21 protein-coding genes are annotated in these 24,751 nt (G+C 33.4%); 13 read left to right on the forward strand and 8 right to left on the reverse strand.

Annotated elements, in window-relative coordinates; genetic code table 11:
- The first annotated feature begins 71 nt into the window (after positions 1 to 71).
- From HM992_RS07910 to HM992_RS07925, 4 genes are all read left to right on the forward strand, one after another.
- Positions 72 to 2,612: a hypothetical protein gene (locus HM992_RS07910; protein WP_179319278.1), complete on the forward strand. Its 2,541-nt coding sequence runs from the start codon at positions 72 to 74 to the stop codon at positions 2,610 to 2,612.
- A gap of 410 nt (positions 2,613 to 3,022) precedes the next feature.
- Positions 3,023 to 4,354 carry a signal recognition particle protein gene (gene ffh / locus HM992_RS07915; protein WP_178984469.1) on the forward strand — a complete coding sequence of 444 codons (1,332 nt, stop codon included), beginning with the start codon at positions 3,023 to 3,025 and terminating at the stop codon, positions 4,352 to 4,354.
- A 127-nt stretch (positions 4,355 to 4,481) separates the two neighbouring features.
- Positions 4,482 to 5,366, forward strand: a complete 885-nt coding sequence (locus HM992_RS07920) for a bifunctional 5,10-methylenetetrahydrofolate dehydrogenase/5,10-methenyltetrahydrofolate cyclohydrolase (RefSeq protein WP_178984470.1) — start codon at positions 4,482 to 4,484, stop codon at positions 5,364 to 5,366.
- A 7-nt stretch (positions 5,367 to 5,373) separates the two neighbouring features.
- The gene (locus HM992_RS07925; RefSeq protein ID WP_178984471.1) at positions 5,374 to 6,102 is read left to right on the forward strand and encodes a YwaF family protein; all 729 of its coding nucleotides are present in this window, start codon (positions 5,374 to 5,376) and stop codon (positions 6,100 to 6,102) included.
- On the opposite strand, the gene HM992_RS07930 is transcribed toward HM992_RS07925, so the two are convergent.
- Genes HM992_RS07930 through HM992_RS07955 form a run of 6 tightly spaced genes read right to left on the reverse strand, consistent with a single transcriptional unit; the run spans position 6,088 to position 10,646 of the window.
- Complete coding sequence (locus HM992_RS07930; RefSeq protein WP_195806606.1) at positions 6,088 to 6,507, reverse strand: VOC family protein; 420 nt, start codon at positions 6,505 to 6,507, stop codon at positions 6,088 to 6,090. The genes HM992_RS07925 and HM992_RS07930 overlap by 15 nt on opposite strands.
- A 2-nt stretch (positions 6,508 to 6,509) precedes the next feature.
- On the reverse strand, positions 6,510 to 7,280 hold the full coding sequence (locus tag HM992_RS07935; RefSeq protein ID WP_179319279.1) for a pseudouridine synthase: 771 nt from the start codon (positions 7,278 to 7,280) through the stop codon (positions 6,510 to 6,512).
- 21 nt (positions 7,281 to 7,301) lie between these two features.
- On the reverse strand, positions 7,302 to 8,129 hold the full coding sequence (locus HM992_RS07940; protein ID WP_178984473.1) for an alpha/beta fold hydrolase: 828 nt from the start codon (positions 8,127 to 8,129) through the stop codon (positions 7,302 to 7,304).
- A 3-nt stretch (positions 8,130 to 8,132) separates the two neighbouring features.
- On the reverse strand, positions 8,133 to 8,507 hold the full coding sequence (locus HM992_RS07945; RefSeq protein WP_179319280.1) for a cupin domain-containing protein: 375 nt from the start codon (positions 8,505 to 8,507) through the stop codon (positions 8,133 to 8,135).
- Positions 8,508 to 8,528: 21 nt separating this feature from the next.
- Positions 8,529 to 9,086, reverse strand: a complete 558-nt coding sequence (locus HM992_RS07950) for a hypothetical protein (RefSeq protein ID WP_179319281.1) — start codon at positions 9,084 to 9,086, stop codon at positions 8,529 to 8,531.
- Between the two features lie 18 nt (positions 9,087 to 9,104).
- Complete coding sequence (locus HM992_RS07955; protein ID WP_179319282.1) at positions 9,105 to 10,646, reverse strand: helicase HerA-like domain-containing protein; 1,542 nt, start codon at positions 10,644 to 10,646, stop codon at positions 9,105 to 9,107.
- 183 nt (positions 10,647 to 10,829) lie between these two features.
- Between HM992_RS07955 and HM992_RS07960 the strand changes: the two genes are divergently transcribed.
- Complete coding sequence (locus HM992_RS07960) at positions 10,830 to 11,462, forward strand: 7-carboxy-7-deazaguanine synthase QueE (RefSeq protein ID WP_179319283.1); 633 nt, start codon at positions 10,830 to 10,832, stop codon at positions 11,460 to 11,462.
- Between the two features lie 103 nt (positions 11,463 to 11,565).
- Here HM992_RS07960 and HM992_RS07965 read toward each other — a convergent pair whose 3' ends face one another.
- Entirely contained in the window at positions 11,566 to 12,102 is a 537-nt protein-coding gene (locus HM992_RS07965; RefSeq protein ID WP_178984478.1) for a DUF2911 domain-containing protein, read from the reverse strand.
- A gap of 101 nt (positions 12,103 to 12,203) precedes the next feature.
- Positions 12,204 to 12,794 carry a DUF2911 domain-containing protein gene (locus tag HM992_RS07970; RefSeq protein WP_179319284.1) on the reverse strand — a complete coding sequence of 197 codons (591 nt, stop codon included), beginning with the start codon at positions 12,792 to 12,794 and terminating at the stop codon, positions 12,204 to 12,206.
- Positions 12,795 to 13,063: 269 nt separating this feature from the next.
- Here HM992_RS07970 and asnB point away from each other — a divergent pair, with 269 nt between their 5' ends.
- The 8 genes from asnB (at position 13,064) to secDF (ending at position 24,632) form a co-directional block, all read left to right on the forward strand.
- On the forward strand, positions 13,064 to 14,734 hold the full coding sequence (gene asnB / locus HM992_RS07975; protein ID WP_179319285.1) for an asparagine synthase B: 1,671 nt from the start codon (positions 13,064 to 13,066) through the stop codon (positions 14,732 to 14,734).
- Between the two features lie 95 nt (positions 14,735 to 14,829).
- Entirely contained in the window at positions 14,830 to 15,426 is a 597-nt protein-coding gene (locus HM992_RS07980; protein WP_179319286.1) for a Crp/Fnr family transcriptional regulator, read from the forward strand.
- Between the two features lie 107 nt (positions 15,427 to 15,533).
- On the forward strand, positions 15,534 to 16,415 hold the full coding sequence (locus HM992_RS07985; RefSeq protein ID WP_178984482.1) for a pirin family protein: 882 nt from the start codon (positions 15,534 to 15,536) through the stop codon (positions 16,413 to 16,415).
- 420 nt (positions 16,416 to 16,835) lie between these two features.
- Positions 16,836 to 18,785, forward strand: coding sequence for a DNA topoisomerase (ATP-hydrolyzing) subunit B (gyrB, locus tag HM992_RS07990; RefSeq protein WP_178984483.1), 1,950 nt, complete (start codon positions 16,836 to 16,838; stop codon positions 18,783 to 18,785).
- Between the two features lie 271 nt (positions 18,786 to 19,056).
- Positions 19,057 to 19,983, forward strand: a complete 927-nt coding sequence (gene mdh, locus HM992_RS07995; protein ID WP_178984484.1) for a malate dehydrogenase — start codon at positions 19,057 to 19,059, stop codon at positions 19,981 to 19,983.
- 93 nt (positions 19,984 to 20,076) lie between these two features.
- Entirely contained in the window at positions 20,077 to 20,733 is a 657-nt protein-coding gene (locus HM992_RS08000) for a DUF4412 domain-containing protein (RefSeq protein WP_179319287.1), read from the forward strand.
- A 76-nt stretch (positions 20,734 to 20,809) separates the two neighbouring features.
- Positions 20,810 to 21,421 (forward strand): hypothetical protein, encoded by a 612-nt coding sequence (locus tag HM992_RS08005; RefSeq protein ID WP_178984486.1) that lies wholly within the window; start codon positions 20,810 to 20,812, stop codon positions 21,419 to 21,421.
- A gap of 157 nt (positions 21,422 to 21,578) precedes the next feature.
- A complete protein-coding gene (gene secDF / locus HM992_RS08010) occupies positions 21,579 to 24,632 on the forward strand; it encodes a protein translocase subunit SecDF (RefSeq protein WP_178984487.1) in 3,054 nt (1,017 codons plus the stop codon).
- The last annotated feature ends 119 nt before the right edge of the window (positions 24,633 to 24,751 follow it).

The following is a 24,751-nucleotide window of genomic DNA, read 5'->3' on the forward strand; positions in this document are numbered from 1 at the left end:
ATATTTTAGATAATAAGGTAGGAAATTTAGAAGGCTAACTGTTTTATAATAAATAGAAAAGCATTAATACCATGAAAATCATTTCTAAACATCTATTTCTATATTTCCTTTTTGCCCTTTTTTGCTTTACATCATGTCAAGATGAGATTACCCAAATTGAAACTCCAAACGATCAAGAAACCCTAGTTTCAAATTCTACATTGGCCAACCTTATGAGCAGAACAACGGCAAATTTTGGAGCAGCTGATGATATTTTAGATGGTGCAAGTTGCTTTTCTGTTGAATTGCCTGTTACAATTGTGGTTAGTGATATTACAATAATTATTGAAACACAATCCGATTTACAACAATTGGAGAATTTATATAATGAGTCTTCTATTAATGAAGATTTTTTAGATTTTGTATTTCCTATTTCTATAATTTTCAGTGATTACAGCCAAATTGAGATTGAAAATGAAGATGAGCTTCAAGGTTTTATAAGCGAATGCGCTAGTGATCAAAATGATGCTATTGAATGTGTAGATTTTGTTTATCCTATTTCGTTTTCAGTATTTAATTCAGGGTTTAACCTTATTGATACTGTTCTTATTGAAAATGACGAAGCATTATATAATTTTATAAGTGGTTTAGAAGATGAAGATAATGCGGTTGTGGTTAGTTTGAATTTTCCGGTAACATTAGAATATGCCAATGGTGACAATATAGAGGTTAATACAAATGAAGAATTATCAGATGCTATTGAATTAGCTGGAGAGGGTTGTAATGATGCTAATTGTACTGAAGAATCTGTAGCATTAAATTTAGAAGACTGTCAATGGAAAATAACGACTTATTCTAGTTTTCCAGAATTTGTTGGTATTGATTTAGTGTTTTATACCGATGACACATTTGCTATTTTTCAAGATGGTAGCACCTATAATGTTGTTGGTAGTTGGTCTGTAATTTCAACAGATGGAGAAACCTATGTATACTTAGAAACCGATTTTGAAGATTTGGGAGGCGACTGGAAAATTGTAGAATGTGATGAGGATATATTACAGTTTGTTAAAGGAGAACAAACGATGGTTATTAATCAGGTTTGTGAAGATGATTTAAATTGTTCTCTCACTGATTTAAGCAGTATTTTACAAGAATGTCCTTGGGATTTTAGTGATGGTTCTGGTAATTTTGAGAATGATCAAATGATTTTTAATGCCAATGAAGATCTACAAATTACGGAAGGCATGGCAGCTTCAGCGATTGGTGGAGGTTGGGATTTATTAGTTTCAGATGAGGGCATCCTATTAACGTTTTCAGACTTAACAGCGTTTCAAGACACTCTCGAAGGAGATTGGTTAATTGCGGAATGTGATACAGATAGAATTGTATTAACTAAAGGAGGCCAAACATTGGTCTTAGAGCAAAACTGTAATGATAATCTTTTTAGCTGTTTTGGTGATTTCGAAATTGTGGAATGTACACAGGCTAATAACATTCCTGTTTTTAATTTAAGTGCAAATACCATTGGACTTGTACTTTGTACAGAATCCTTTGTTGCATCGTTTCATGAAACCTTAAGTGACGCAGAGAATAATACAAATCCTATTGTAAATACGGAATCTTACGGGACATTAGTTGCACAGGTTTATTTGAGAATTGAAGCTGGTAATAGCGATTTTGAGGTCTATAATGTATATCTCAATACAGAAAGTTGTACTAGTTTTGATTGCTTTGCCAATACCCAAATTACAGCATGCGGAAGTGATGGTTTTGCCACATTTAATTTAACCGAAGCCAATCAAGAATGTGGACCTGATTTAGCGATTTATGGAGTTTATTATTATGAGTCTGAAAGCGATTTACAAAATAATTTAAATCCTATTTACAATACAGAAAGTTACAGTAATATGTATAACCCAACTGTAATTTACGCTGCTGTACTAAATGTATATGATAATGTTATAGAACATATTTTTACGATTGACTTAATCGTTGAAGATTGTAATTATTTTGAATGTTTTGAAAGCTTTGATGCCGTTATAGAAGTTTGTGATGAAGGTACAGATGGATTGTATGAATTTAACCTACCTATTGCATTTGCAAATTGTACTCCAAGTGCAGATGCAGTCACTTACCATTTAACTCAAGCCGATGCTGATACAGGTATAAATGCCATTGTAGAGCCTTCAACATATACGACTGCAGATGTCACTTCTATAGTTTATGTTAGGGTTGAAATTCAAAATCAGTTAGAGGTTTTTACAATTCAATTAAATGTTATTACATGTAATGTTGGTAGTTGTACAGAAGAAGATATTGATGGTATTTTAACAGAATGCTTATGGAACGTTACTAGTTATAATGGAAGCGATAATTTAAGTAATTATAATTTTCATTTCGAACAAAACTCAGGTATTGTAGTGATATATACAGATACAATTACCATTGATGCAACGTGGTCTACCTCTCAAGCTAGTGATGGTGTTGTGATTGATTTTTCAAATGTAACCGGACCAAATATTCAGGCTATAAATGGAAGTTGGTTAGTTGTAGAATGTACGGCAAGTCAATTAATCTTACATAATATCAATGATAGCAGTATCGAAATTGTTCTAGATAGAACCTGTGAATAAAGAAACTAGAAGTTAGTAATTTTAGTAAGTTAAGTTGTTAAGGAGAGAGTCATTCGCCATGAGTGGCTCTTTTTTTTGTGTTCAGGATTCTATGGATTTTAGGTGTTAGAAACGAGAGATGATTCTCTTTGTGAGCCTTTGTGTCTACTTTGTAATTTTTTTGTAATTATAGGCATTCGATATAGTAGAAATAGCGAATACAGATTTCAAGTCTTCAATTTTGCGTCTTTGCGCCTTCTCGAGATTTTTTAATGAAAATAGAGTCGTTAGAGTAAGCAACTGCCGACTGAAACTACTACTGAAAACAAATTTCTAAACTCATTAGAAATTCCCTCATAAATTCTTAAATTTGCAGCTTATTAAATAATACAGGCTGCTTAATTGCAGACTGCAAACTGAAGACTAAAAACATGTTCAATAATTTAAGTGATAAGTTAGATAAAGCGTTACACGTATTAAAAGGTCATGGTAGCATTACAGAAGTAAATGTTGCTGAGACGTTGAAAGAAGTAAGACGTGCGCTTTTAGATGCCGATGTTAACTTTAAAATTGCAAAAGAATTTACCGTTCGTGTAAAAGAAAAAGCACTTGGTCAAAATGTATTAACAACATTGCAACCAGGTCAATTAATGGTTAAACTCGTTAAAGATGAGTTAACTGAATTAATGGGTGGTGATGCAGAAGGACTTAATCTTTCTGGTAATCCGAGTGTAATTTTAATGTCTGGTTTACAAGGTTCTGGGAAAACAACCTTTTCTGGTAAATTGGCCAATTATTTAAAAAACAAAAAAACCAAGAAACCTTTATTAGTGGCTTGTGATGTGTATCGTCCTGCGGCAATTGATCAATTACATGTTGTAGGAGATCAAATAGGTGTTGAGGTTTTTAGTGATAGAGGTAATACAGATCCTGTTGCGATTTCACAAGCTGGTATTGCGCACGCCAAAGCAAATGGTCATAATGTTGTGATTATTGATACCGCAGGTCGTTTGGCTGTGGATGAAGCGATGATGACCGAGATCTCTAATATTCATAAAGCTATTCAACCACAAGAAACTTTATTTGTTGTGGATTCTATGACAGGTCAAGATGCTGTGAATACAGCAAAAGCCTTCAATGATATTTTAAATTTTGATGGTGTTATCCTTACCAAATTAGATGGTGATACACGAGGTGGTGCCGCAATTTCTATTAAATCTGTAGTTAATAAACCGATTAAATTTATTGGTACAGGTGAAAAGATGGAAGCCATTGATGTCTTCTATCCATCACGTATGGCAGATCGTATTCTTGGAATGGGAGATGTGGTGTCTTTAGTGGAACGTGCACAAGAGCAGTTTGATGAAGAGGAAGCAAGAAAACTTCAAAAGAAGATTGCTAAAAATCAGTTTGGGTTTGATGATTTCTTAAAACAGATTCAGCAAATCAAGAAAATGGGTAACATGAAAGATTTAGTAGGCATGATTCCAGGAGCTGGAAAAATGATGAAAGATATTGATATTGACGACGATGCTTTTAAAGGTATTGAAGCCATTATTCATTCCATGACACCTGAAGAACGCTCTAACCCATCAGTCATAAATGCAAGTCGTAAAAAACGAATTGGAAAAGGTTCAGGAACTTCAGTACAAGAAGTAAATCAGCTTTTAAAGCAGTTTACTCAAATGAGTAAAATGATGAAGATGATGCAAGGTGGAGGCGGAAAACGTATGATGCAGATGATGCAGAATATGCCTAAATAAGTTTGCAGTCTTCAGTCGTCAGTAGTCAGTTATAATACGCGGTCTTCAGTCGACTTTTATAAATAATAATTCAATCAACTAGAGCTTTGCGCCTCAGCGTCTTTGCCAGAAAACAATAACCAAAAGCATGACAATTTTAGACGGAAAAAAAGTAAGTAACGACATTAAAAACGAAATCAAAGCCGAAGTCGATAAGATGAAAGCTAATGATGAAAAAGTGCCACATTTAGCCGCTGTTATTGTTGGTAATGATGGTGCGAGTTTAACGTACGTAGGTAGCAAAGTTAGAGCATGTGAGCGTGTTGGTTTTCAATCTACAATGGTGCGTTTATCTAATACTACTAGCGAAATTGAGTTGTTAGATAAAATTGAAGAATTAAACCAGAATGACGATATAGATGGTTTTATTATTCAGTTACCATTACCACGACAAATTAATACGCAAAAAGTATTAATGGCTGTAGATCCTAATAAAGATGTTGACGGCTTTCATCCAATGAATTTTGGAAAAATGGCATTAGATATGTCCACTTTTATTCCTGCAACACCATTTGGGATATTAGAATTGTTAGAACGTTACAACGTTGAGACAGATGGTAAGCATACGGTTATAATTGGTCGTTCTCATATTGTTGGTCGTCCGATGAGTATTTTAATGGGACGAAAAGGTTTTCCGGGAAATTCAACCGTAACCTTAACGCACAGTCATACTAAAAATATTACACAGATTACTTCGCAAGCAGATATTATAATTTCAGCATTAGGAATTCCAAATTTCTTAAAAGCTGAAATGGTAAAAGACGATGTGGTTATCATTGACGTAGGAATTACACGTGTTGAAGACGAATCTGATAAAGGCTACCATATTACAGGTGATGTAGATTTTGAACACGTAAGTAAAAAAGCAAGTTTTATTACACCTGTTCCAGGTGGAGTAGGACCAATGACAATTGCTATGTTGTTGAAAAATACGTTATTGGCAAGAGAGCAGCACAGGCAAAATAATAGGTAATTTTCTAATGGGTTTATTGACGCTATTTATTGTTCTTTCAAAAGTAACAATAGGTAGTATTCAACATGTATTACCCATTTTATTAGCATTAGGTTTTGGGATTATTCTTATAAAATATTCTAAAAGAAATTTATCTAATTCACATCAAGAGTACATACTACTTGCATTAGGGTGGTTGGTATCTATTGTTGTAATAAGTTATCATACGTATCGGATGCTGTTCGATAATTATAATTTTAAAACTGATTTACCACTTTTCCTCTGTAGTTTAATAGCGTTATTAATTCCTGTATTTACACATTATCGTAAATATTGGATGTTTGAAATATTAGTATTTTGGATAATTGGTGGTACGTTGCAAGGAGTAATCACTCCAGATATCCTAGAAGGGTTTCCTAGTTTTGATTACTTTAGATATTGGGTGGTTCATTTAGGATTATTGACCATAATATTCTACGTTGTTTTTGTTTTTAAGATGAAACCAACATTACGCAGCGTTTTTAAATCATTACTAGCCTTTCAAGTTTACTTGATAGTTGTAACAGGATTGAATTATGTATTAGATGCTAATTATTTTTACCTAGTTGAAAAACCAAAATCAGCAACTTTAATGGATTATTTTGGAGAATGGCCATATTACGTAATAGTTGGTCAATTAGTGCTTATTCCTTTGTTTCTATTGGTGTATTTGCCATTTTACATTTCAAGTAAATTTGAGAATTCACTTAGCAAATAACTGATTTATATCTTTGAAGGCTTTGAACTCTAAAGCATTTCCTGAAGGGGCCTTAAAGAACATTGTTGCTTGTTCTCCCACTAATCCTTCAAATCTAATATAAGGTTCAATGATAAAGTGTATGCCTTTCGATTTTAATAGTTCTGAGAATTGATGAAAGCGATCCCATTCTAAAACAACACCAAAATGTGGTACAGGTACATCTTTTCCATCCACTAAATTAGTGATTTCCTCTTCGGTTTGCTTTGTTTTAAAATGGATAACTAATTGATGACCAAAGAAATTATAGTCAACCCAATGGTCACTACTTCGTCCTTCTTCTAGTTGTAATATATTAGTGTAGAAGTTTCTACATAGTTCTAAATTATGAACAGGAATCGCCAAATGAAAAGGTGCTAGAGCCATAATTATCGTCTATTACTCCGTGTTTCACTTTCCTTATTTGCTTCATACGTTTTAGTAGAATCAGCAATTAAATCATTCAAATTTTTAAATTCTTCTTTTGTTAATTCTCTATATTGACCAGTAGGCACATCAAGTTTAATATTCATAATCCGAATACGTTTTAAAGCTTGTACTTCATAATTACAATACTCACACATTCTTCGAATTTGTCTATTTAATCCTTGAGTTAAAATGATACTGAATGTAAATTTATCAATCTTTTTAACCTTACATTTATTGGTGTGTTTGTCTAAATCTTCCAAGTAGATGCCGCCTGCCATACGCTCAATAAATGTTTGAGAAATCGGTTGGTCTACAGTAACGATGTATTCTTTTTCGTGATTATTACTAGCTCTTAAAATCTTGTTTACAATATCACCATCATCAGTTAGTAGAATTAAACCTTCACTTGGTTTATCTAATCTACCGACAGGGAAAATACGTTTAGGATAATTAAGATAATCAATGATATTGTCTTTTTCAACGCGTGTATCTGTGGTGCAAACAATGCCTACAGGTTTGTTAAAAGCTAAATACACAAAATCTTGTTGACGTTCACCAATAATTTCGCCATCCACTTTAACCACATCTTCAGATGCTACTTTAGTTCCCATTTCTGGTACGACATCATTAATAGTGACTCTTCCTGCTTCAATTAAGCGGTCTGCGGCTCTACGAGAGCAATAACCAGCTTCGCTGAGGTATTTGTTTAGGCGTTTTAAATCTTCTGACATGGTGCAAAAATACGATAAAGATTAATCATTAATGAATTCAATAATCTTAGGTGTTAAAGAAACATCTTTTAAACCATGACCAAAACCAGTAGTAGAAATGAATTCAGAATTTTTATAGCGATTTGCAATTAATTGACCATCTTCATAAGGAATAATACGATCCTTTTTATCATGAATAATTAATCCTTTTGCATCAATAGATTCTGTGAAGTTTGCTGCCGAAAAGTAAGAGACTGGTTGTCCAAAGCGCTCAACAATAATATTGTCTAATCCATTTGAAATTTTAGTGTTAAAACCCATCATAGATTTGTATCGGTCAAATACTCCCGTGAAATGAGCAGGAGCTCCTAAGAGAATAAGTTTTTTTATTGAGGGTAATTGATGTTTGTGCATATAAAAAACACTAGCCATACCACCAACCGAATGACCAATTAATACGTCTGGATTAAACTTATTAGCCACCACATTTATGAATTCAGAATACAGAATAGCATTAAATTGTTTGCCATCCGATCTTCCGTGTGCAGGAGCATCTAGTGCTATAATATTGTAATCTTGTGCTTTGAGTTCTTTTAAAATATATGCCCAACGCGATGCATTACTTTCCCAACCATGAGCAAGTAATACGGTTTTGCCTTTTCCAACCCAACGGTAGGTTGCAATATCCATATTGTTATACCTGATTTCTTCGTAAAATGCCGAATCAATTATTTGTTTTTGCTCTTCTGTGTAACGTCCTTTTTTTGGTGAGGCAAAAAGGTTTATCGCTTTTTTTGTTGCATATTTAGAAGAAATTAGACTAGTTGCATTAAGTGCGCTACCAATAGATTTTATAACAAAACTCTTCATACTTTATTGGTCTTCTCTATTAACGGCTTCAATTGAAAATGCGGGTAAGCAAATAGCTAAATACTCACAAGGTTCTGTGAAAGGATTAGAGTATTGTAAGCGTGTGTTTTTCTCAACTTTTATAGACTGTCCTGCTTCTAAAATAATAGTTTCTCCGTCTATGATAAATTGTTTTTTTCCTTTTATAATAAAAGTGTATTCATCAAATTCTGGAGTTTGAAAAGGTTCTGACCAACCTGCAGGAGCCACCATATGCGCGATGCTTATTTCAGAATTGCCATCTGTGGCATTACCAAAATGTTCTTTTATAATTTTACCATCTTCTGTAGGAACTACAAATGGCGAATCTTGAATTTTATATTTTTGTTTTTTATCCATGTTTTTCAATTAACAACTATTCTACCAGTGAACCATAAAATATTTAATCTTAGCTTTTTCAGGAATTTGAATCGGGTCGATTGTCATATCCATATTAAAACGCATACTAGCAGGTAATTCTTTTTTATCAATAGTAAAGGACGCGTTAACCTCATTGACTGAGACTACTATAACATTGATAAGATTATCAATTTTTGAGATTTTATAAGCTGCTTTTAGATCTTTAAAAGTACTTATGTTCGATATATTTTTATTTGTGTGGTATCGTGAATCAATGATGTTTATGCTAGAGATAACAGAAGTAGAATCTAAAGCTTCTCTTGGAGATAAGTCTAGAAGTTTTTTGCCTCCTTTTTCAAAAATTTCAATGGTGTTTACTGAGCCAATAAATTCATCACCAGAAACGTATCTTACAATAGAGTCATTACTATAAATAGCATCTAAGTCTTTTACTTGTGTAGAGTCCGTTAGTAAACCTATACACGTTTTAGATATCAAAAAAGGGTCTACTGAGGCATCTTTGGTGCAACTTGTTATTAAAACTGCACAAATTAATGCAGCAAATAGGGTGTGTTTCATAATAGGTTGTAGTTGATATTATTTAAGCATTTTGGTTAATATGCCAAGAACGCTTCTTATTACTGTTGGGCTTGTTAATACTTTTATAAATGGGTTTTGTCTTGTGGATTGTCTTCTTGTAGAGCTTCTTGTGCTTCTTTTAGTTTCAGCACGTTTTAAAGCTTCTTTTTCCTCTTTTGCTTTTTGTTTAGCTTCTTCTGCTTCGGCTTGCTCAATTTTTTTATTCAACATTTCGTAAGCACTATCTCGGTCAATCTCTTGGTTATATTTTCTAGCCAATTTTGATTGCGATAATAGACTTGCTAATTCCGATTCCGTTAAAATATCCATTCTACTCATGGGAGCACGCAACATGGTTGCTGCCAAAGGTGTTGGTTTTCCTTTTTCATCTAAAGCAGAGACTAGAGCTTCACCTATTCCTAAAGAGGTTAAAATTTCTGCCGTATCATAATACTCAGTATCTGGATAATTTTGAGCCGTTAATTTAATCGCTTTTCTATCTTTCGCGGTAAAGGCTCGTAAGGCATGCTGTACTTTAAGTCCTAATTGGCCTAAAACTGCTTCAGGTACATCGGTTGGGTTCTGAGTTACAAAATATAAACCCACACCTTTACTACGAATGAGTTTTACGATACTTTCAATCTGACTTAATAAGGCGTCCGAAGCTTCATTGAATATTAAATGTGCTTCGTCAATGAACATAATAAGTTCTGGGCGTCCACTATCTCCTTGTTCAGGAAATGTTGAATAAATCTCCGCTAATAAACTCAACATAAATGTCGAAAACAATTTCGGCTTATCTTGAATATCTGTCAGTCTAATAATATTAATATATCCGCGACCGTTTTCATCAATCCTCAATAAATCTTGAGTGTCAAAAGAGGTTTCACCAAAGAAAACATCTCCTCCTTGTTGCTCAATCTCAATAAGTTTTCTTAAAATGGCGCCTGTTGAAGCTGTTGAAATACGACCATAAGCTTCTTCAAATTCTGCTTTGCCTTCATTGGTAGCATATTGTAGGATTTTCTTAAAATCTTTAAGGTCTAATAAGGGTAAATGGTTGTCATCACAATATTTAAAAATGACAGAAATAATACCAGCTTGCGTTTCTGTAACATCTAATATTCTCGAAATTAAAACAGGCCCAAATTCGCTGATAGTTGCTCTTAAACGGACTCCATCTTGTTCGGATAAAGTCATGACTTCTACAGGAAACGCTTTGGGTTCAAATGGTAATCCTATTTTTTCCATTCGCTCATCAATTTTAGCGTGGCCAGGACTTGGTTTTGCTAACCCACTTAAATCTCCTTTAATGTCCATCAATAAAACCGGAATACCTTTTTCTGATAAATTTTCGGCTAAAACTTGTAGCGTTTTTGTTTTTCCAGTACCAGTTGCTCCAGCAATAAGTCCATGTCTATTCATGGTTTTTAAGGGAACGTTTACAAAAGTATTAGTCATGGTTTTGCCGTCAAGCATTGCAGATCCAAGTGTAATATAGTCGCCTTTACATGTGTTTCCTTCGTTAATTTCTTTCACGAAAGCTTCAGAATTCTTCATTTATCAGAAAATTTGCATAAAAATAATGTAATTTAATCACGTATGAAATAGATTTCAATTTCATAATTATCTAATCCACTTTCTTCAAGACTTATTTCTGTATAAATAAATATTAAATTTTACCAATAGTTTAAAGCAAACTGAGACTGCGACTGAAAACTAAATAACTATCTTTGCAGCCATATGACAAGAAGAGAACGACAAGAATTAATAGATAAAGGGTTACTACTGCCTTTAATGGAGGAATTTTATACCATTCAAGGTGAAGGTTTTCATAAAGGAACAGCGGCATATTTTGTGCGAATTGGTGGTTGTGACGTGGGTTGCCATTGGTGCGATGTGAAAGAAAGTTGGTTGGCAGAATTACATCCTCCTACAGCAACTGAAAAGATTGTAGAAAACGCAATAAAATATAGCGATACTATTATTGTTACAGGTGGTGAGCCTCTAACTTGGGATATGGGACCACTAACGGCTCAATTGAAAGCTAAAGGTGTTCAGACTCATATAGAGACTTCTGGTGCTTATAAGTTAACTGGAGAATGGGATTGGATATGCTTATCACCTAAGAAAATGAAATTACCTACCGAAGAAGTTTTAGAAAAAGCTCACGAACTTAAATGTATCATTTATAATAATGATGATTTTAAATTTGCAGAGGATCAAGCGGCTAAAGTAAATGATAATTGCATTTTGTATTTACAACCAGAATGGAGCAAACGCGATAAAGTGATTCCGAAAATTGTAGATTATGTCATGGCTAATCCGAAATGGAAAGTGTCCTTACAGACTCATAAATATTTGAATATACCTTAGTTTAGACTCTAGATTTTGGATTTTCAAAATTGGAAAAGTGTATAAATAAAAAAGTTCCGAGAAGTATAAATCTTCTCGGAACTTTTTTTATGTCAGCTAACAGTTATTTAGTAAAAGGTACAGCCACTCTAGTTGTTCCCCAGCCGATGAACATATGTACACCATCATCAGATTTGTCAAATGCAATAGAAAGTGCTTCTAATGATTCTTTACCTTCTGTTACAGGAACAGTGATACTAGCTACAGTGTTATCTTCTTTGTATCCTGAAGTTCCCCAGTTGTTTACATCAGAACTTACAATAATAGTCCACTCTTTATCTCCAGGAATTGTAAATAATGAATAGGTACCAGCTTTAATTGTCTTTCCTCCAAGTTTCATATCCTTAAAAAGAATTAGTTCTGTGGCTTCGTTAGCACCTGTTCTCCATACTTTATCTTTTTGAGTTAATTCTTTTACAGTTCTGCCTTTAAGTTGTGGTCTACCATAATATACTTTTATCAATTGATCGCTACCTCTTCCAAATGACGCTACGTCTAAAGGACTTTTGTCTAAGCCTGAAAATTTTTGTGCTTCGGCATTAAAAGAAATAAGCATCATAAATGCAAATGAAATGGTCGTTAATAGTCTTGTGGTTTTCATAATTTGTTTTTGATTTTTGGTGAATATGATTGCGCTAAAGGTAAAACCCATTCGTCTTAATATTATATTAAATAACGAAACTAGATGTTAAAGTTGATGACTTATTTTAAAGTAATTGGAAATTCAGCAATTGTTGTGTCCCATCCTATTTTTAAGTTCACAGTGTTATCTGAAGCTTTGTAAAGCGCAATAGATAAGTTTTCAATAGTTTTATCACTTTTAGTTATAGGCACCGATACACTTGCGATATCTTTAGTTTCATCATAACCGTAATTTCCCCAACCGTCAAGTTCAGTGTTTAATTTTAAAGTCCATTCTTTTTCAGTAGGAATAATGATCACACTATAGCGTCCTGCTTTAATTTCTTTTCCACCAAACGTCACATCGTTTACAAATAATATTTCTGTAGACTCATTAGCTCCAACGCGCCATGCTTTTCCGAATTTTAAAAGCTTGCCAAATACTTCTCTACCTTTTTTAGCGGGTCTAGAGTAAGTGACTCTAATTTGAGGTTCTGATAATTTCTTAGCTTCCTCAGTTTTTTCAAATGTTCTTTTTGGTGCGTTTGAAGGATAGTAAGCACGGTCCATTGTACTGTTGTCCATTTTGGCAAATTCTTGAGCATTAATATTTAATGACAAAAGCATTACAAATGATAAGCTAATAGTAGTAAGTAATTTTGATGTTTTCATGACTGCAATTAAGTTTTGATTAGATTAAATTAAAATGAATTTAAGGCCTAAGTCGTAAATAAATATTAAAATTTACAAATTAATAGATAATCTGTTTATTTAATGTTGTCTCAGTTATGTATTGATGTCTATTTGCAATTTAAAGTTTTATATTGAAACTATTATTGTTGTTTGTGTTTTTAATATGAAAGTTTAAGTTCATATTTGTCCTGTAATTAATAATATATGGCTGATAATAGTTTAAGCCTAATTCAAAAAAGATAAAAGTTATGTGCGGAATAGTATGTGCGTTCGATATAAAGCAAAAAGTAGATGATTTAAGACCACAGGTTTTAGAGATGGCAAAAACAATTCGTCATCGTGGACCAGATTGGAGTGGAATTTATAGTGACGATAAAGTGATTATGGCGCATGAGCGTTTAGCAATTGTAGATCCAGCTTCAGGAAAACAGCCTTTGTTTAGTCCAGATAAGAAATTAATATTAGCTGCCAATGGTGAGATTTATAACCACAGAGAATTACGTGCTGAGTATCCTGACTATGATTTTCAAACTCAAAGTGATTGTGAAGTAATCCTAGCTTTATACCAAGAAAAAGGTGTAGATTTTGTAGATGATATGAATGGTATTTTCGGCTTTGCTATTTACGATGTTGAAAAGGATGAATATTTCATTGCTAGAGATCACATGGGAATTATTCCTTTATATATAGGATGGGATAAAAATGGAACATTCTATGTCGCTTCAGAATTAAAAGCACTAGAAGGTATTTGTACTAAAATTGAATTATTTCCTCCAGGTCATTATATGTCTAGCAAAGATGGCGAATTTGTAAAATGGTACAAACGTGATTGGACAGAGTATGATGCTGTAAAAGATAACGAAACAAGTATAGCAGAAGTAAAGCAAGCCTTAGAAGATGCTGTGCATAGACAGCTAATGAGTGATGTGCCTTATGGTGTATTATTGTCAGGTGGTTTAGATTCTTCAGTAACCTCTGCTATTGCTAAAAAATATTCTGAAAGACGTATCGAAGCTGATGATAAAGAAAAAGCATGGTATCCACAACTGCATTCGTTTTCAGTTGGGCTAGAAGGTTCACCAGATTTAGCAGCAGCAAAAAAAGTAGCTGACCATATTGGTACAGTTCATCATGAAATTAAATTTACTATTCAAGAAGGATTAGATGCTATTAAAGATGTGATTTATAACATCGAAACTTATGATATTACCACGATTCGTTCATCGACTCCAATGTATTTAATGGCGAGAGTTATTAAATCTATGGGAATTAAAATGGTATTATCTGGTGAAGGTGCCGATGAGTTATTTGGTGGGTATTTATACTTTCATAAAGCGCCAAGTGCACAAGAGTTTCATGAAGAAACCGTTCGTAAATTAGATAAGTTACATATGTACGATTGTTTAAGAGCCAACAAAAGTTTAGCGGCTTGGGGAATTGAAGGTCGTGTACCATTCTTAGATAAAGAATTTATGGATGTTGCCATGCGCATCAACCCAAAAGACAAAATGATTAACGGAGAGCGCATGGAAAAATGGGTGGTTCGTAAAGCATTTGAAGATATGATTCCAGAAAGCGTAGCATGGAGACAAAAAGAACAATTTTCTGATGGAGTAGGTTATAGTTGGATTGATACCTTAAAAGAACTTGTAGCAAGTGAAGTAACTGATGAGCAAATACAAAATGCGTCATTCCGTTTTCCAATTAACACGCCTCTAAATAAAGAAGAGTATTATTACAGAAGTATTTTTGAAGGTCATTTTCCAAGTGATGCAGCAGCATTAAGCGTGCCTCAAGAAGCAAGTGTAGCTTGTAGTACTGCAACAGCTTTAGAATGGGATGAAGCATTTAAAAACATGAACGATCCTTCTGGTAGAGCCATTGCTAATGTACATTCGGATTCTTATGTGAAAGCTTAAGAAGTAATTAAATAAATATTTAAAAGACCAATCACAAAAGATTGGTCTTTTTTTATACTCAGTATTGTTGTAATTTCATAATCTTAATTGAGGCGATGTTATTACCAAACTTTAAAAAATTTCTTATTGAAAAAGGCGGATTATCTGAAGAGGAATTTGTTCAAATAACACCTTTTATAAGAACAAAAAGAATTCCTCATAATGAGTTTTTATTAAAATCAGGTGAGGTCTGTTCGCATTCTTTTTTTGTTGAACAAGGTGTGCTTCGATTTTATGCATTAAATGAAGAAGGAAAAGAAAATATCCTCCAGTTTGCTACTGAGAATTGGATTGTTAGTGATCGCGGCAGTGTCTTTTTTCAAGAACCTTCAACCTATTATATAGATGCTATTGAAGATACATTAACAGTCATGTTAGATGAAGAATTTGTGACTAAAGTCGTCAATATTAATTCGAAATTTAGAGCCCAAAACGAAAAGTTATTACAAAATCATATCCGCCATTTATACAAACGCATTAGCTTATTAATAGGAGCTTCGGCAAAGGTTAGATATTTGGAATTTGTTAGTATGTATCCAGATATTATGTTGCGCGTTCCGCAATGGATGATAGCTTCTTATTTAGGAATTACTCCAGAAAGTTTGAGTAGAGTGCGAAAAGCATTAGCTAAAGAAAACTTTAAACCGAAGTAGTTTTTTACCCTATTAATTTCTAGATTTTCGCTTCTTATCAAATGTCAATGCATAAGTTTTGTTGTTCCTGTAATTTTACAGTAAATAATAGAGAGAATATAGAAATTATGAAAACAAATAAAGAAAGAAGTATAGAAAAAGTAACGCGACCAGCAGCACCTCATTTTGTAGGTGATGGGTTTAGAGTCCACAATTTTATTCCAGGGACATCAACCATGCAGCGTATGGATCCGTTTATAATGTTGGATTACAACTCTAAATATAATTTTCCTGCAACAGATAAACCAAAAGGAGTTGGTGTGCATCCTCATAGAGGTTTTGAAACCGTGACTATTGCCTATAAAGGTCGTGTAGAACATAACGATAGTTCAGGAGGAGGAGGTATAATCGGTGAAGGAGATGTGCAATGGATGACAGCCGCTTCGGGAGTTTTGCACAAAGAGTTTCACGAAACAGAATGGAGTAAAAATGGAGGGGAGTTTCAAATGGTGCAGCTTTGGGTAAATTTGCCGGCAAAGGATAAAATGAGTCCACCAAAATATCAAGCGATTTCAAATTCTGAAATCACAAAAGTTACTTTACCAGATAACGCAGGGGAAGTAGAGGTTATTGCCGGAGATTATCAGGGACATAAAGGTGCTGCATCTACATTTTCGCCATTGAATATGTTTAATTTGAAATTGAAAAAGGGAGCGAAAACGCAATTGTCATTTCCTGCAACCTATACAACAGCGCTTTTAATGGTTGAAGGTGATGCTAAAGTGAATGGAAGTACAAATGCGCCACAAGATTATTTTGTGATGTTTAGCAACGATGGAGAGTCGTTTACAGTTGAAGCATTAAATGATGCCGTAGTTTTAGTATTGAGTGGTGAGCCAATTAATGAACCTATTGCAGCACATGGTCCTTTTGTAATGAATACACAAGAGGAACTCCTTGAAGCCTTTCAAGATTATAATACCGGAAAATTCGGATATTTAGAGGATTAGTAAACACTTGATTAGGCAGTTCAATTTTTGAGCTGCTTTTCTGTTTTTTCTTTAAATTAGAAATAAGTTTTAATCTCGAAATCTCGACTCTGAGCGATTTTTTGTTTTAGCGCGATTTCAAGATTCAATCAAATTAAAGAAATCTCATTTAAGGTGCTTTTTAAGCTTTCTAAGCCACTTTTAGGTAATCAACAAATGTTGATAATTATCGGCATCAATTCATAAAAAGCTTTTAAAAAGCGTTATAATTCCGTATATTTGTTAGTATTCAAAAATGATACAGCTGTGTCATTTTTTTTATGTCAATAAAGCTCTAAATTTTAAAGAAGCAGTTGCTAAAAATTATGATAGCTGAATTGATTCCGTTGTATAACGGCAGATTTTTTTAATAAAGATTCGAACTAAAATGTATTCAAAATAATGAGCGAAAAAAGAGAAGAATTTAATAAGGATAATTACTCAGCAGATAGTATTCAGGCCTTAGAAGGTATGGAGCATGTTCGTATGCGTCCTTCCATGTACATTGGTGATACAGGCGTAAGAGGTTTGCACCATTTAGTATATGAGGTTGTCGATAACTCAATTGATGAAGCTTTAGCTGGTCATTGTGATAATATTACCGTAATTATTAATGAAGATAATTCTATTACTACTGAGGATGATGGTCGTGGTATTCCAGTAGATTTACATAAAAAAGAAGGAGTTTCTGCATTAGAGGTTGTAATGACTAAAATTGGTGCAGGTGGTAAGTTTGATAAAGATTCTTATAAAGTTTCTGGTGGACTACATGGTGTTGGTGTAAGTTGTGTAAACGCTTTATCTGACAATTTAAAGGCCACAGTTTATAGAAAAGGAGAAATCTGGGAGCAAGAATACGAGAAAGGTAAAGCCATGTATCCTGTTAAGAAAGTTGGTGAAACGGATAAAAGAGGAACTATTGTTACTTTTAAACCAGATGCAACCATCTTTACGCAAACTTTAGAATATAACTACGATACCTTAGCAAGTCGTTTACGTGAATTAGCTTACCTTAATAAGGGTATTACGATTCATTTAATAGATAGACGTCATAAAAAAGATGATGGTGAGTTTGAAGGGGAAACATTTCATTCTAAAGAAGGTCTGAAGGAATTTATCAAGTTTTTAGATGGTAACCGTGAGCCTTTAATAAAAGAAGTTATTGCTTTTGAAGGTGAAAAGAATGGAGTACCTGTTGAGGTTGCCATGATTTATAATACCTCTTATGCTGAAAATTTACACTCGTATGTAAATAATATTAATACACATGAAGGTGGAACACACTTATCAGGATTCCGTAGAGGTTTAACACATACCCTTAAAAAGTATGCAGACGAATCTGGAATGTTAGACAAATTAAAGTTTGATATTGCTGGTGATGATTTCCGAGAAGGTTTAACCGCTATTATTTCTGTAAAAGTTCAAGAGCCACAATTCGAAGGGCAAACAAAAACTAAATTAGGAAACCGTGAAGTTTCTGCAGCTGTAAGTCAGTCTGTTTCTGAAATGCTTACGGATTATTTAGAAGAAAATCCGGATGATGCTAAAACGATTGTTCAGAAAGTAATACTAGCTGCACAAGCACGTCATGCCGCTCAAAAGGCACGTGAAATGGTTCAGCGTAAAACCGTAATGAGTATTGGTGGTTTACCTGGAAAACTATCAGATTGTTCTGAACAAGATCCTGCAAAATGTGAAGTTTATCTAGTCGAGGGAGATTCGGCAGGTGGAACGGCAAAACAAGGTCGTGATAGAATGTTTCAAGCTATTTTGCCATTAAGAGGTAAGATTCTTAATGTGGAGAAAGCAATGACACATAAGGTTTTTGAAAACGAAGAAATCAAAAATATCTTTACAGCCTTAGGTGTTACTATCGGAACAGAAGAAGATAGTAAAGCCTTAAACCTTTCAAAATTAAGATACCATAAAATAGTTATTATGTGTGATGCCGATATCGATGGTTCGCATATTGAAACTTTAATCTTAACCTTCTTCTTCCGTTACATGAAGGAATTAATTGAAAATGGACATATTTATATAGCAACACCACCTTTATTCTTAGTGAAGAAAGGAGCCAAAAAAGAATATGCTTGGAACGATGAAGAGCGTTTAGCTTTAATGGAACAATATGGTGATGGAGCAAAAATTCAACGTTATAAAGGTCTTGGAGAGATGAATGCAGAACAACTTTGGGATACGACGATGAATCCTGAGTTTAGAACATTGCGTCAAATCCATATAGAGAATGGTGCGGAAGCAGATCGTGTCTTTTCTATGTTAATGGGAGACGAAGTACCACCACGTAGAGAGTTTATAGAAAAGAATGCGATTTATGCTAATATTGATGCGTAAATATTGTATTTCATAAATGAATTTTTAAAAAGCAACTATGTATTAACATAGTTGCTTTTTTTTAATGCTCTAATTATGAAGATATCGGTACGAGGAAATTGATTACTTTCTTCTTTAACGGTAATTTTATTCGTAAATTTACGCTCGTATTCAATACATAATTTACACGTTAAAAAATATATATAATTATGAAATACGCTTATGAATTGTTTTTGATGAAAAGAATAGTTTTAAGTGAATTCCATTCCACATTAATTTAAATAAAAAACAAATGAAAGTTACCGTAGTTGGCGCTGGTGCAGTTGGCGCAAGTTGTGCAGAGTATATTGCAATTAAAAATTTTGCTTCTGAAGTCGTGATACTTGATATTAAAGAAGGTTATGCAGAAGGAAAAGCAATGGACTTAATGCAGTGTGCATCTTTAAATGGATTTGACACAAAAATTACTGGAAGTACAAACGATTATTCTAAAACAGCAAATAGTGATATTTGTGTGATTACTTCAGGTATTCCTCGTAAGCCAGGAATGACTCGTGAAGAATTAATAGGAATTAATGCAGGTATTGTAAAAACAGTATCATCTAGCTTAGTAGAGCATTCTCCAAATACAATTATTATTGTTGTGAGTAATCCTATGGATACTATGACTTATTTGGTGCATAAAACTACAGGTTTACCAAAGCATAGAATTATTGGAATGGGTGGAGCATTAGATTCTGCACGTTTTAAATATAGATTAGCTGAAGCTTTAGAAGCGCCAATCAGTGATGTAGACGGAATGGTAATTGGTGGACATAGTGATACAGGTATGGTGCCATTAATTTCTCATGCAACAAGAAACAGTATTAAAGTATCTGAGTTTTTATCAGAAGAACGTTTAAATCAAGTTGCAGAAGATACTAAAGTAGGTGGAGCAACCTTAACTAAATTATTAGGCACTTCAGCTTGGTATGCACCAGGTGCAGCAGTAAGTGGATTAGTTCAGGCTATTGCTTGCGATCAAAAGAAAATATACCCTTGTTCTACATTATTAGATGGTGAATATGGCTTAAGTGATTTGTGCATAGGTGTGCCAGTTGTTTTAGGTAGAAACGGTATTGAGAAAATTGTTGATGTATCATTAAGTGATGCAGAAAAGGATCACATGAAAGCAAGTGCTGAAGGTGTTAAGAAAACTAATGGATTATTAGAGTTATAATCTATAGAGATACATATAATTTATAAAAACCTTACCGACATATTTTGTTGGTAAGGTTTTTGTGTACTAACAATTAATTTAAAAAATATAGTTATGAAAAAAATAGTATTATTGAGTTTAGCACTAATGATAAGCATTGTTGCTGTAGCTCAAGTTCAATTAAAAGAAGGAGTTTTAATAGCCAATCAAACCATGAGTAGCGACAATGAGCAGATGAATGCGCAACTGAAAGCCATGGGAGACTCACAAGCTATTACCTATTTTAAAGGAGAAAAATCGCGAAGCGAAACAAGTAATCCAATGTCAGGAGATATGGTTATCGTTGTTGATGGTGCAGAAAAACAAATGTTAATGTTATTTGATCAACCAGGAGTTGGTAAGAAATTTATGTTGCAATCTTTTGTGCCTAGTGAAGAGGACTTAAAAAGTGTAACTGTAGAAAAGGGAGATGAAACAAAAACTGTAATGGGTTATGAGTGTCAACAATACTTTATTAAAATGAAGCAAAACGGACAAGATGTAGAAATGCAAATGTTCACAACGGATAAGATTTCTGCTTTCAGCCATAATACAACAGCAATGGGTGGAAAAATTGAAGGTTATCCACTTTATTTTGTTATGACCTTGAAACAAATGGGAGCAAATATTATAGTAACATCAGAAATAACTGAGATTAAACAAGAATCGGTTTCAGATGATAAATTAAGCTTAACTCCACCAGAAGGTTATACAAAAATGGAAGGTATGTAATTGAATACCTTATGAAGTTATAATTTAAGATAAGACTGTAGAAATACAGTCTTTATTTTTTGCCTATATTTGGCGCATGAAAACCAAACTGCATTTTGGGCTGTTAATTATACTCTTAGCGTTTTTAGGAACGTATTTAGAGCAAAATACGCTACCCAATCAACAGATTGTGATTCAGTTTTCAGATACTGATATTTCTTCAGAAGATACAGAAAATGCTATTGAAGCTATTCAAAATAAACTGCAAAGCATTGGTGTTACACATATTCAAATAGGTCAAAGCAACGAAGGTCAACTTAGAATAATTTATCATAGCAATACTGATGTAGATAATATTCAGAATGCTCTTTTTAATGTTGAAGATTTAAACATAGCCTACGATTCAAATCAAAATCAATCCGATAGTTTTCCAGAGCATAAAAATAGTAAGGATTACGAGCTTAATATCTCGGAAATAAAGACGAGTAATACTATTAATTGGGATTTTGAACGGATACAAGTTGTAGAGGTTAATCAGAAAACAGATCGCTTTGTATATTCAAAGACGACTAGTTTTGGTCATCATTTTCATAATATTGAGAATCATTTTAATAGTTCAGTTGCTGTTATGATTAGCAATAATACAACGATAGTAATAGACACTATTTCTTATATCATACCTGAAGTTAGAGCAGGTCCAACAGTATAATTTGGAATTATATAATCTGAAATAAATTCCACTTCACATCATATAGCTTTTATCAATCAAAAGGCTAAAAATCAATTTATAAAAAAACATTGTCGGATTATAGTGTAAACTCTATATTTGCGCGTTCAAAAAAAATCGACATTAAACAAAAATCACAATGCAAAACAAAGGATTAATTAAGCTTTTTGCGCTTTTATTCGGTTTAGTAAGTATTTATCAGTTATCATTTACTTTCAAAGCTAATCAAATAGAAGATGCCGCAGAAATGGCAGCAATTGAAAAATTTGCTGATACAGAAGAGGATTACCAAACGAAAAGGAATTTAGAAACTATTCGTTATTTAGACTCTTTAAAAACCTCAAAAATTAAAGTAGGTGAAAACTTTGAGTCTATTGAAGTTTATAATCTAGGTGTAGCGCAATACACGTACTCTGAAGTAGAAGAAAATGCCATGAATCTTGGTTTAGATCTTAGAGGAGGTATAAATGTTATTCTTCAAATTTCAGTAAGAGACATCTTAAAAGGTTTAGCAAATAATTCTAAAGACCCAATATTTAATAAGGCTTTAGATGATGCTGAGGAATTACAAAAAGATTCACAAGATTCTTATTTACAATCTTTCTTTACAGCTTTTGATGCTATTAAAGGAGATACAAAATTAGCGTCTCCAGATATTTTTGCAAATCGTACTTTAAGTGACGAGATTAAATTCAATATGGAGGATAATGAAGTTAAAAGCATTATCGAAACAAAAATTGATGAGTCTATCGTTTCTGCATTCGAAGTATTACGTAAACGTATTGATAAATTTGGTGTAACATCTCCAAACATTCAACGTTTAGGAAACTCTGGTCGTATTCTTTTAGAATTACCAGGAGCTAAAGATATTGAGCGTGTTACGGATTTAGTGACAAAGACAGCACAGTTACAATTTTGGGAAACATATAAAACTCAAGAGGTTGTACCTTATTTATTAGAAGTAAATCAAAATTTGGTTGAAGCTAATCAAAGTAAAAAAGAAAAAGAGGAGGTTGCTGATGTCGTAGAAGATCAAGAAGAAAATACTTCAAATGCTATTGATGAGCTTACAGGTCAGATAGAAACAGATTCTACAAATGTTGCTGATATTAATCCTTTAGGAATCCAAGGTTACGGAAATGGTGGTTCAGTAGTTGGTATGTTCTTATCTAAGGATAAAGAAAAAGTGATGGAGCATTTAAATTCATCAAAAAACAGAGCTTCTTTACCGGCAGAAATGCGTTATGTTAAATTCGTTTGGGGATTACAAAATGAAGAATCAGAGTTTTCAGAGCTTTATGCTATTAAAGGTAACAGAGATGGTGAGCCAGAATTAAGTGGTGATGTAATTACAAGTGCAGATCAAGATTATGACCAAGTAAGTAGACCTGCAGTAAGTATGCAAATGAACTCTAAAGGAGCGAAGATTTGGGAAGAAATGACCAAAAAAGCATCTGAAACTCAAGGTAATATTGCCATTGTATTAGATAATATTGTGTATTCTGCTCCAGGTGTTTCTCAACCTGGTGGAATATCAGGAGGTCGTTCTCAAATATCAGGATCATTTACATTAGCTGAAGCTGTCGATTTAGCCAACGTTTTAAGAGCTGGTAAATTACCTGCCTCTGCGGAGATAGTTCAATCGGATATTGTAGGACCTTCATTAGGACAAGAAGCTATTGATAGTGGAATGAAATCTTTCATTATTGCATTAGGATTTGTATTACTATGGATGATTTTTTATTACGGAAAAGCTGGTGGTTTTGCAGATATCGCTTTATTATTAAATATCTTATTAATCTTTGGTGTATTAGCAAGTTTAGGAGCGGTATTAACCTTACCTGGTATTGCTGGTATTGTGTTAACGATTGGTATGTCTGTCGATGCAAACGTACTTATCTTTGAGAGGATAAAAGAGGAGTTAGCCAAAGGAAAAACGCAGAAAGAATCTGTGAAAGATGGTTTCTCTAACGCTTTGTCTTCAATCTTAGATGCCAACATTACAACAGGTTTAACAGCTTTAATCTTATTTGTATTTGGTACAGGGCCAATTAAAGGTTTTGCAACAACATTAATCATTGGTATTTTAACATCTTTATTTACGGCAATTTTTATTACACGTTTATTAGTAGACTGGTATGTAAACAGAGGAGGGAAATTAGATTTCTCTACAGGATTAACTAAGAACTTATTTACCAATTTAAATATCGATTTCTTAAGAAAACGAAAAATTGCTTATGCCTTTTCTGGGCTGATGATTTTAGCGAGTTTGGGTTCATTATTTATAGGACCAGGATTAGATCAAGGGATTGATTTTGTTGGAGGTAGAACGTACCAAGTACGTTTTGAGCAAGATATGAGTGTTGAAGAAGTAAAGAATGATCTTAATGCTGTGTTTGAAAGTGCTGAGGTAAAAACTATTGGTGGACCAAACCAATTAAAAATTTCTACGAAGTATTTAGTAGAAGATAGTACTACTGAAGCAGATGAAAAAGTACAATCTATGTTGTTTACTACGCTTCAAAAATACCTTCCAGAAGGAATGACATATGCTGAGTTTTTAGATGGTTCTGGAGATAAGAAAATTGGTAAAATGCTATCGAGTAAGGTGAGTCCAACGATTGCAGATGATATTAAAAAATCATCTATTTGGGCAATCTTAGGATCATTAGTAGTAGTTTTCTTATATATCTTATTAAGATTTAAGAAATGGCAATTCTCTCTTGGAGCTGTTACTGCTGTTTTTCATGATGTTTTAATCGTGTTAGGGATTTATTCTTTAACATGGAGAATTATGCCTTTTAGCATGGAGATTGACCAAACATTTATTGCGGCAATCTTAACTGTAATCGGTTACTCACTGAATGATACGGTTGTTGTATTTGATAGAATTAGAGAGTATTTTAATGAAAACTTAGGTTGGAAATTTGATACGACAATAAATAAATCTATAAACAGTACTGTTAGTAGAACTTTAAATACGTCTTTAACTACTTTAGTAGTGTTATTGGCAATGTTCTTATTTGGTGCAGATTCACTTAAAGATTTACTATTCGCACTAATCGTAGGTGTCATTGTAGGTACATACTCTTCAGTATTTATCGCAACACCAATTATGTACGATACAGCTAAAAAAGGTAGCGCAACGGAAGCTTTAAAGAATAAAGTGAAAGAAGATGCAGAAGAAGCTTAAGTCTTAAATACAAATAGTATTCTGAATTCATTCAGAATTTAAAATGCCTTTCTTGATTGAAAGGCATTTTTGTTTTTTAAGTGTTTTACGCAACCTTTTTACCGTTTATGTATCTTTAA

The sequence above is a fragment of the Winogradskyella helgolandensis genome (genome assembly GCF_013404085.1).
Taxonomy (GTDB): Bacteria; Bacteroidota; Bacteroidia; order Flavobacteriales; family Flavobacteriaceae; genus Winogradskyella; species Winogradskyella helgolandensis.

Bases quoted from the DNA above. Each gene is read 5' to 3' on its own strand.
- HM992_RS07910 (WP_179319278.1), top strand. From the start codon at position 72: ATGAAAATCATTTCTAAACATCTATTTCTATATTTCCTTTTTGCCCTT.
- ffh (WP_178984469.1), top strand. From the start codon at position 3,023: ATGTTCAATAATTTAAGTGATAAGTTAGATAAAGCGTTACACGTATTA.
- HM992_RS07920 (WP_178984470.1), top strand. From the start codon at position 4,482: ATGACAATTTTAGACGGAAAAAAAGTAAGTAACGACATTAAAAACGAA.
- HM992_RS07925 (WP_178984471.1), top strand. From the start codon at position 5,374: ATGGGTTTATTGACGCTATTTATTGTTCTTTCAAAAGTAACAATAGGT.
- HM992_RS07930 (WP_195806606.1), bottom strand. From the start codon at position 6,507: ATGGCTCTAGCACCTTTTCATTTGGCGATTCCTGTTCATAATTTAGAA.
- HM992_RS07935 (WP_179319279.1), bottom strand. From the start codon at position 7,280: ATGTCAGAAGATTTAAAACGCCTAAACAAATACCTCAGCGAAGCTGGT.
- HM992_RS07940 (WP_178984473.1), bottom strand. From the start codon at position 8,129: ATGAAGAGTTTTGTTATAAAATCTATTGGTAGCGCACTTAATGCAACT.
- HM992_RS07945 (WP_179319280.1), bottom strand. From the start codon at position 8,507: ATGGATAAAAAACAAAAATATAAAATTCAAGATTCGCCATTTGTAGTT.
- HM992_RS07950 (WP_179319281.1), bottom strand. From the start codon at position 9,086: ATGAAACACACCCTATTTGCTGCATTAATTTGTGCAGTTTTAATAACA.
- HM992_RS07955 (WP_179319282.1), bottom strand. From the start codon at position 10,646: ATGAAGAATTCTGAAGCTTTCGTGAAAGAAATTAACGAAGGAAACACA.
- HM992_RS07960 (WP_179319283.1), top strand. From the start codon at position 10,830: ATGACAAGAAGAGAACGACAAGAATTAATAGATAAAGGGTTACTACTG.
- HM992_RS07965 (WP_178984478.1), bottom strand. From the start codon at position 12,102: ATGAAAACCACAAGACTATTAACGACCATTTCATTTGCATTTATGATG.
- HM992_RS07970 (WP_179319284.1), bottom strand. From the start codon at position 12,794: ATGAAAACATCAAAATTACTTACTACTATTAGCTTATCATTTGTAATG.
- asnB (WP_179319285.1), top strand. From the start codon at position 13,064: ATGTGCGGAATAGTATGTGCGTTCGATATAAAGCAAAAAGTAGATGAT.
- HM992_RS07980 (WP_179319286.1), top strand. From the start codon at position 14,830: ATGTTATTACCAAACTTTAAAAAATTTCTTATTGAAAAAGGCGGATTA.
- HM992_RS07985 (WP_178984482.1), top strand. From the start codon at position 15,534: ATGAAAACAAATAAAGAAAGAAGTATAGAAAAAGTAACGCGACCAGCA.
- gyrB (WP_178984483.1), top strand. From the start codon at position 16,836: ATGAGCGAAAAAAGAGAAGAATTTAATAAGGATAATTACTCAGCAGAT.
- mdh (WP_178984484.1), top strand. From the start codon at position 19,057: ATGAAAGTTACCGTAGTTGGCGCTGGTGCAGTTGGCGCAAGTTGTGCA.
- HM992_RS08000 (WP_179319287.1), top strand. From the start codon at position 20,077: ATGAAAAAAATAGTATTATTGAGTTTAGCACTAATGATAAGCATTGTT.
- HM992_RS08005 (WP_178984486.1), top strand. From the start codon at position 20,810: ATGAAAACCAAACTGCATTTTGGGCTGTTAATTATACTCTTAGCGTTT.
- secDF (WP_178984487.1), top strand. From the start codon at position 21,579: ATGCAAAACAAAGGATTAATTAAGCTTTTTGCGCTTTTATTCGGTTTA.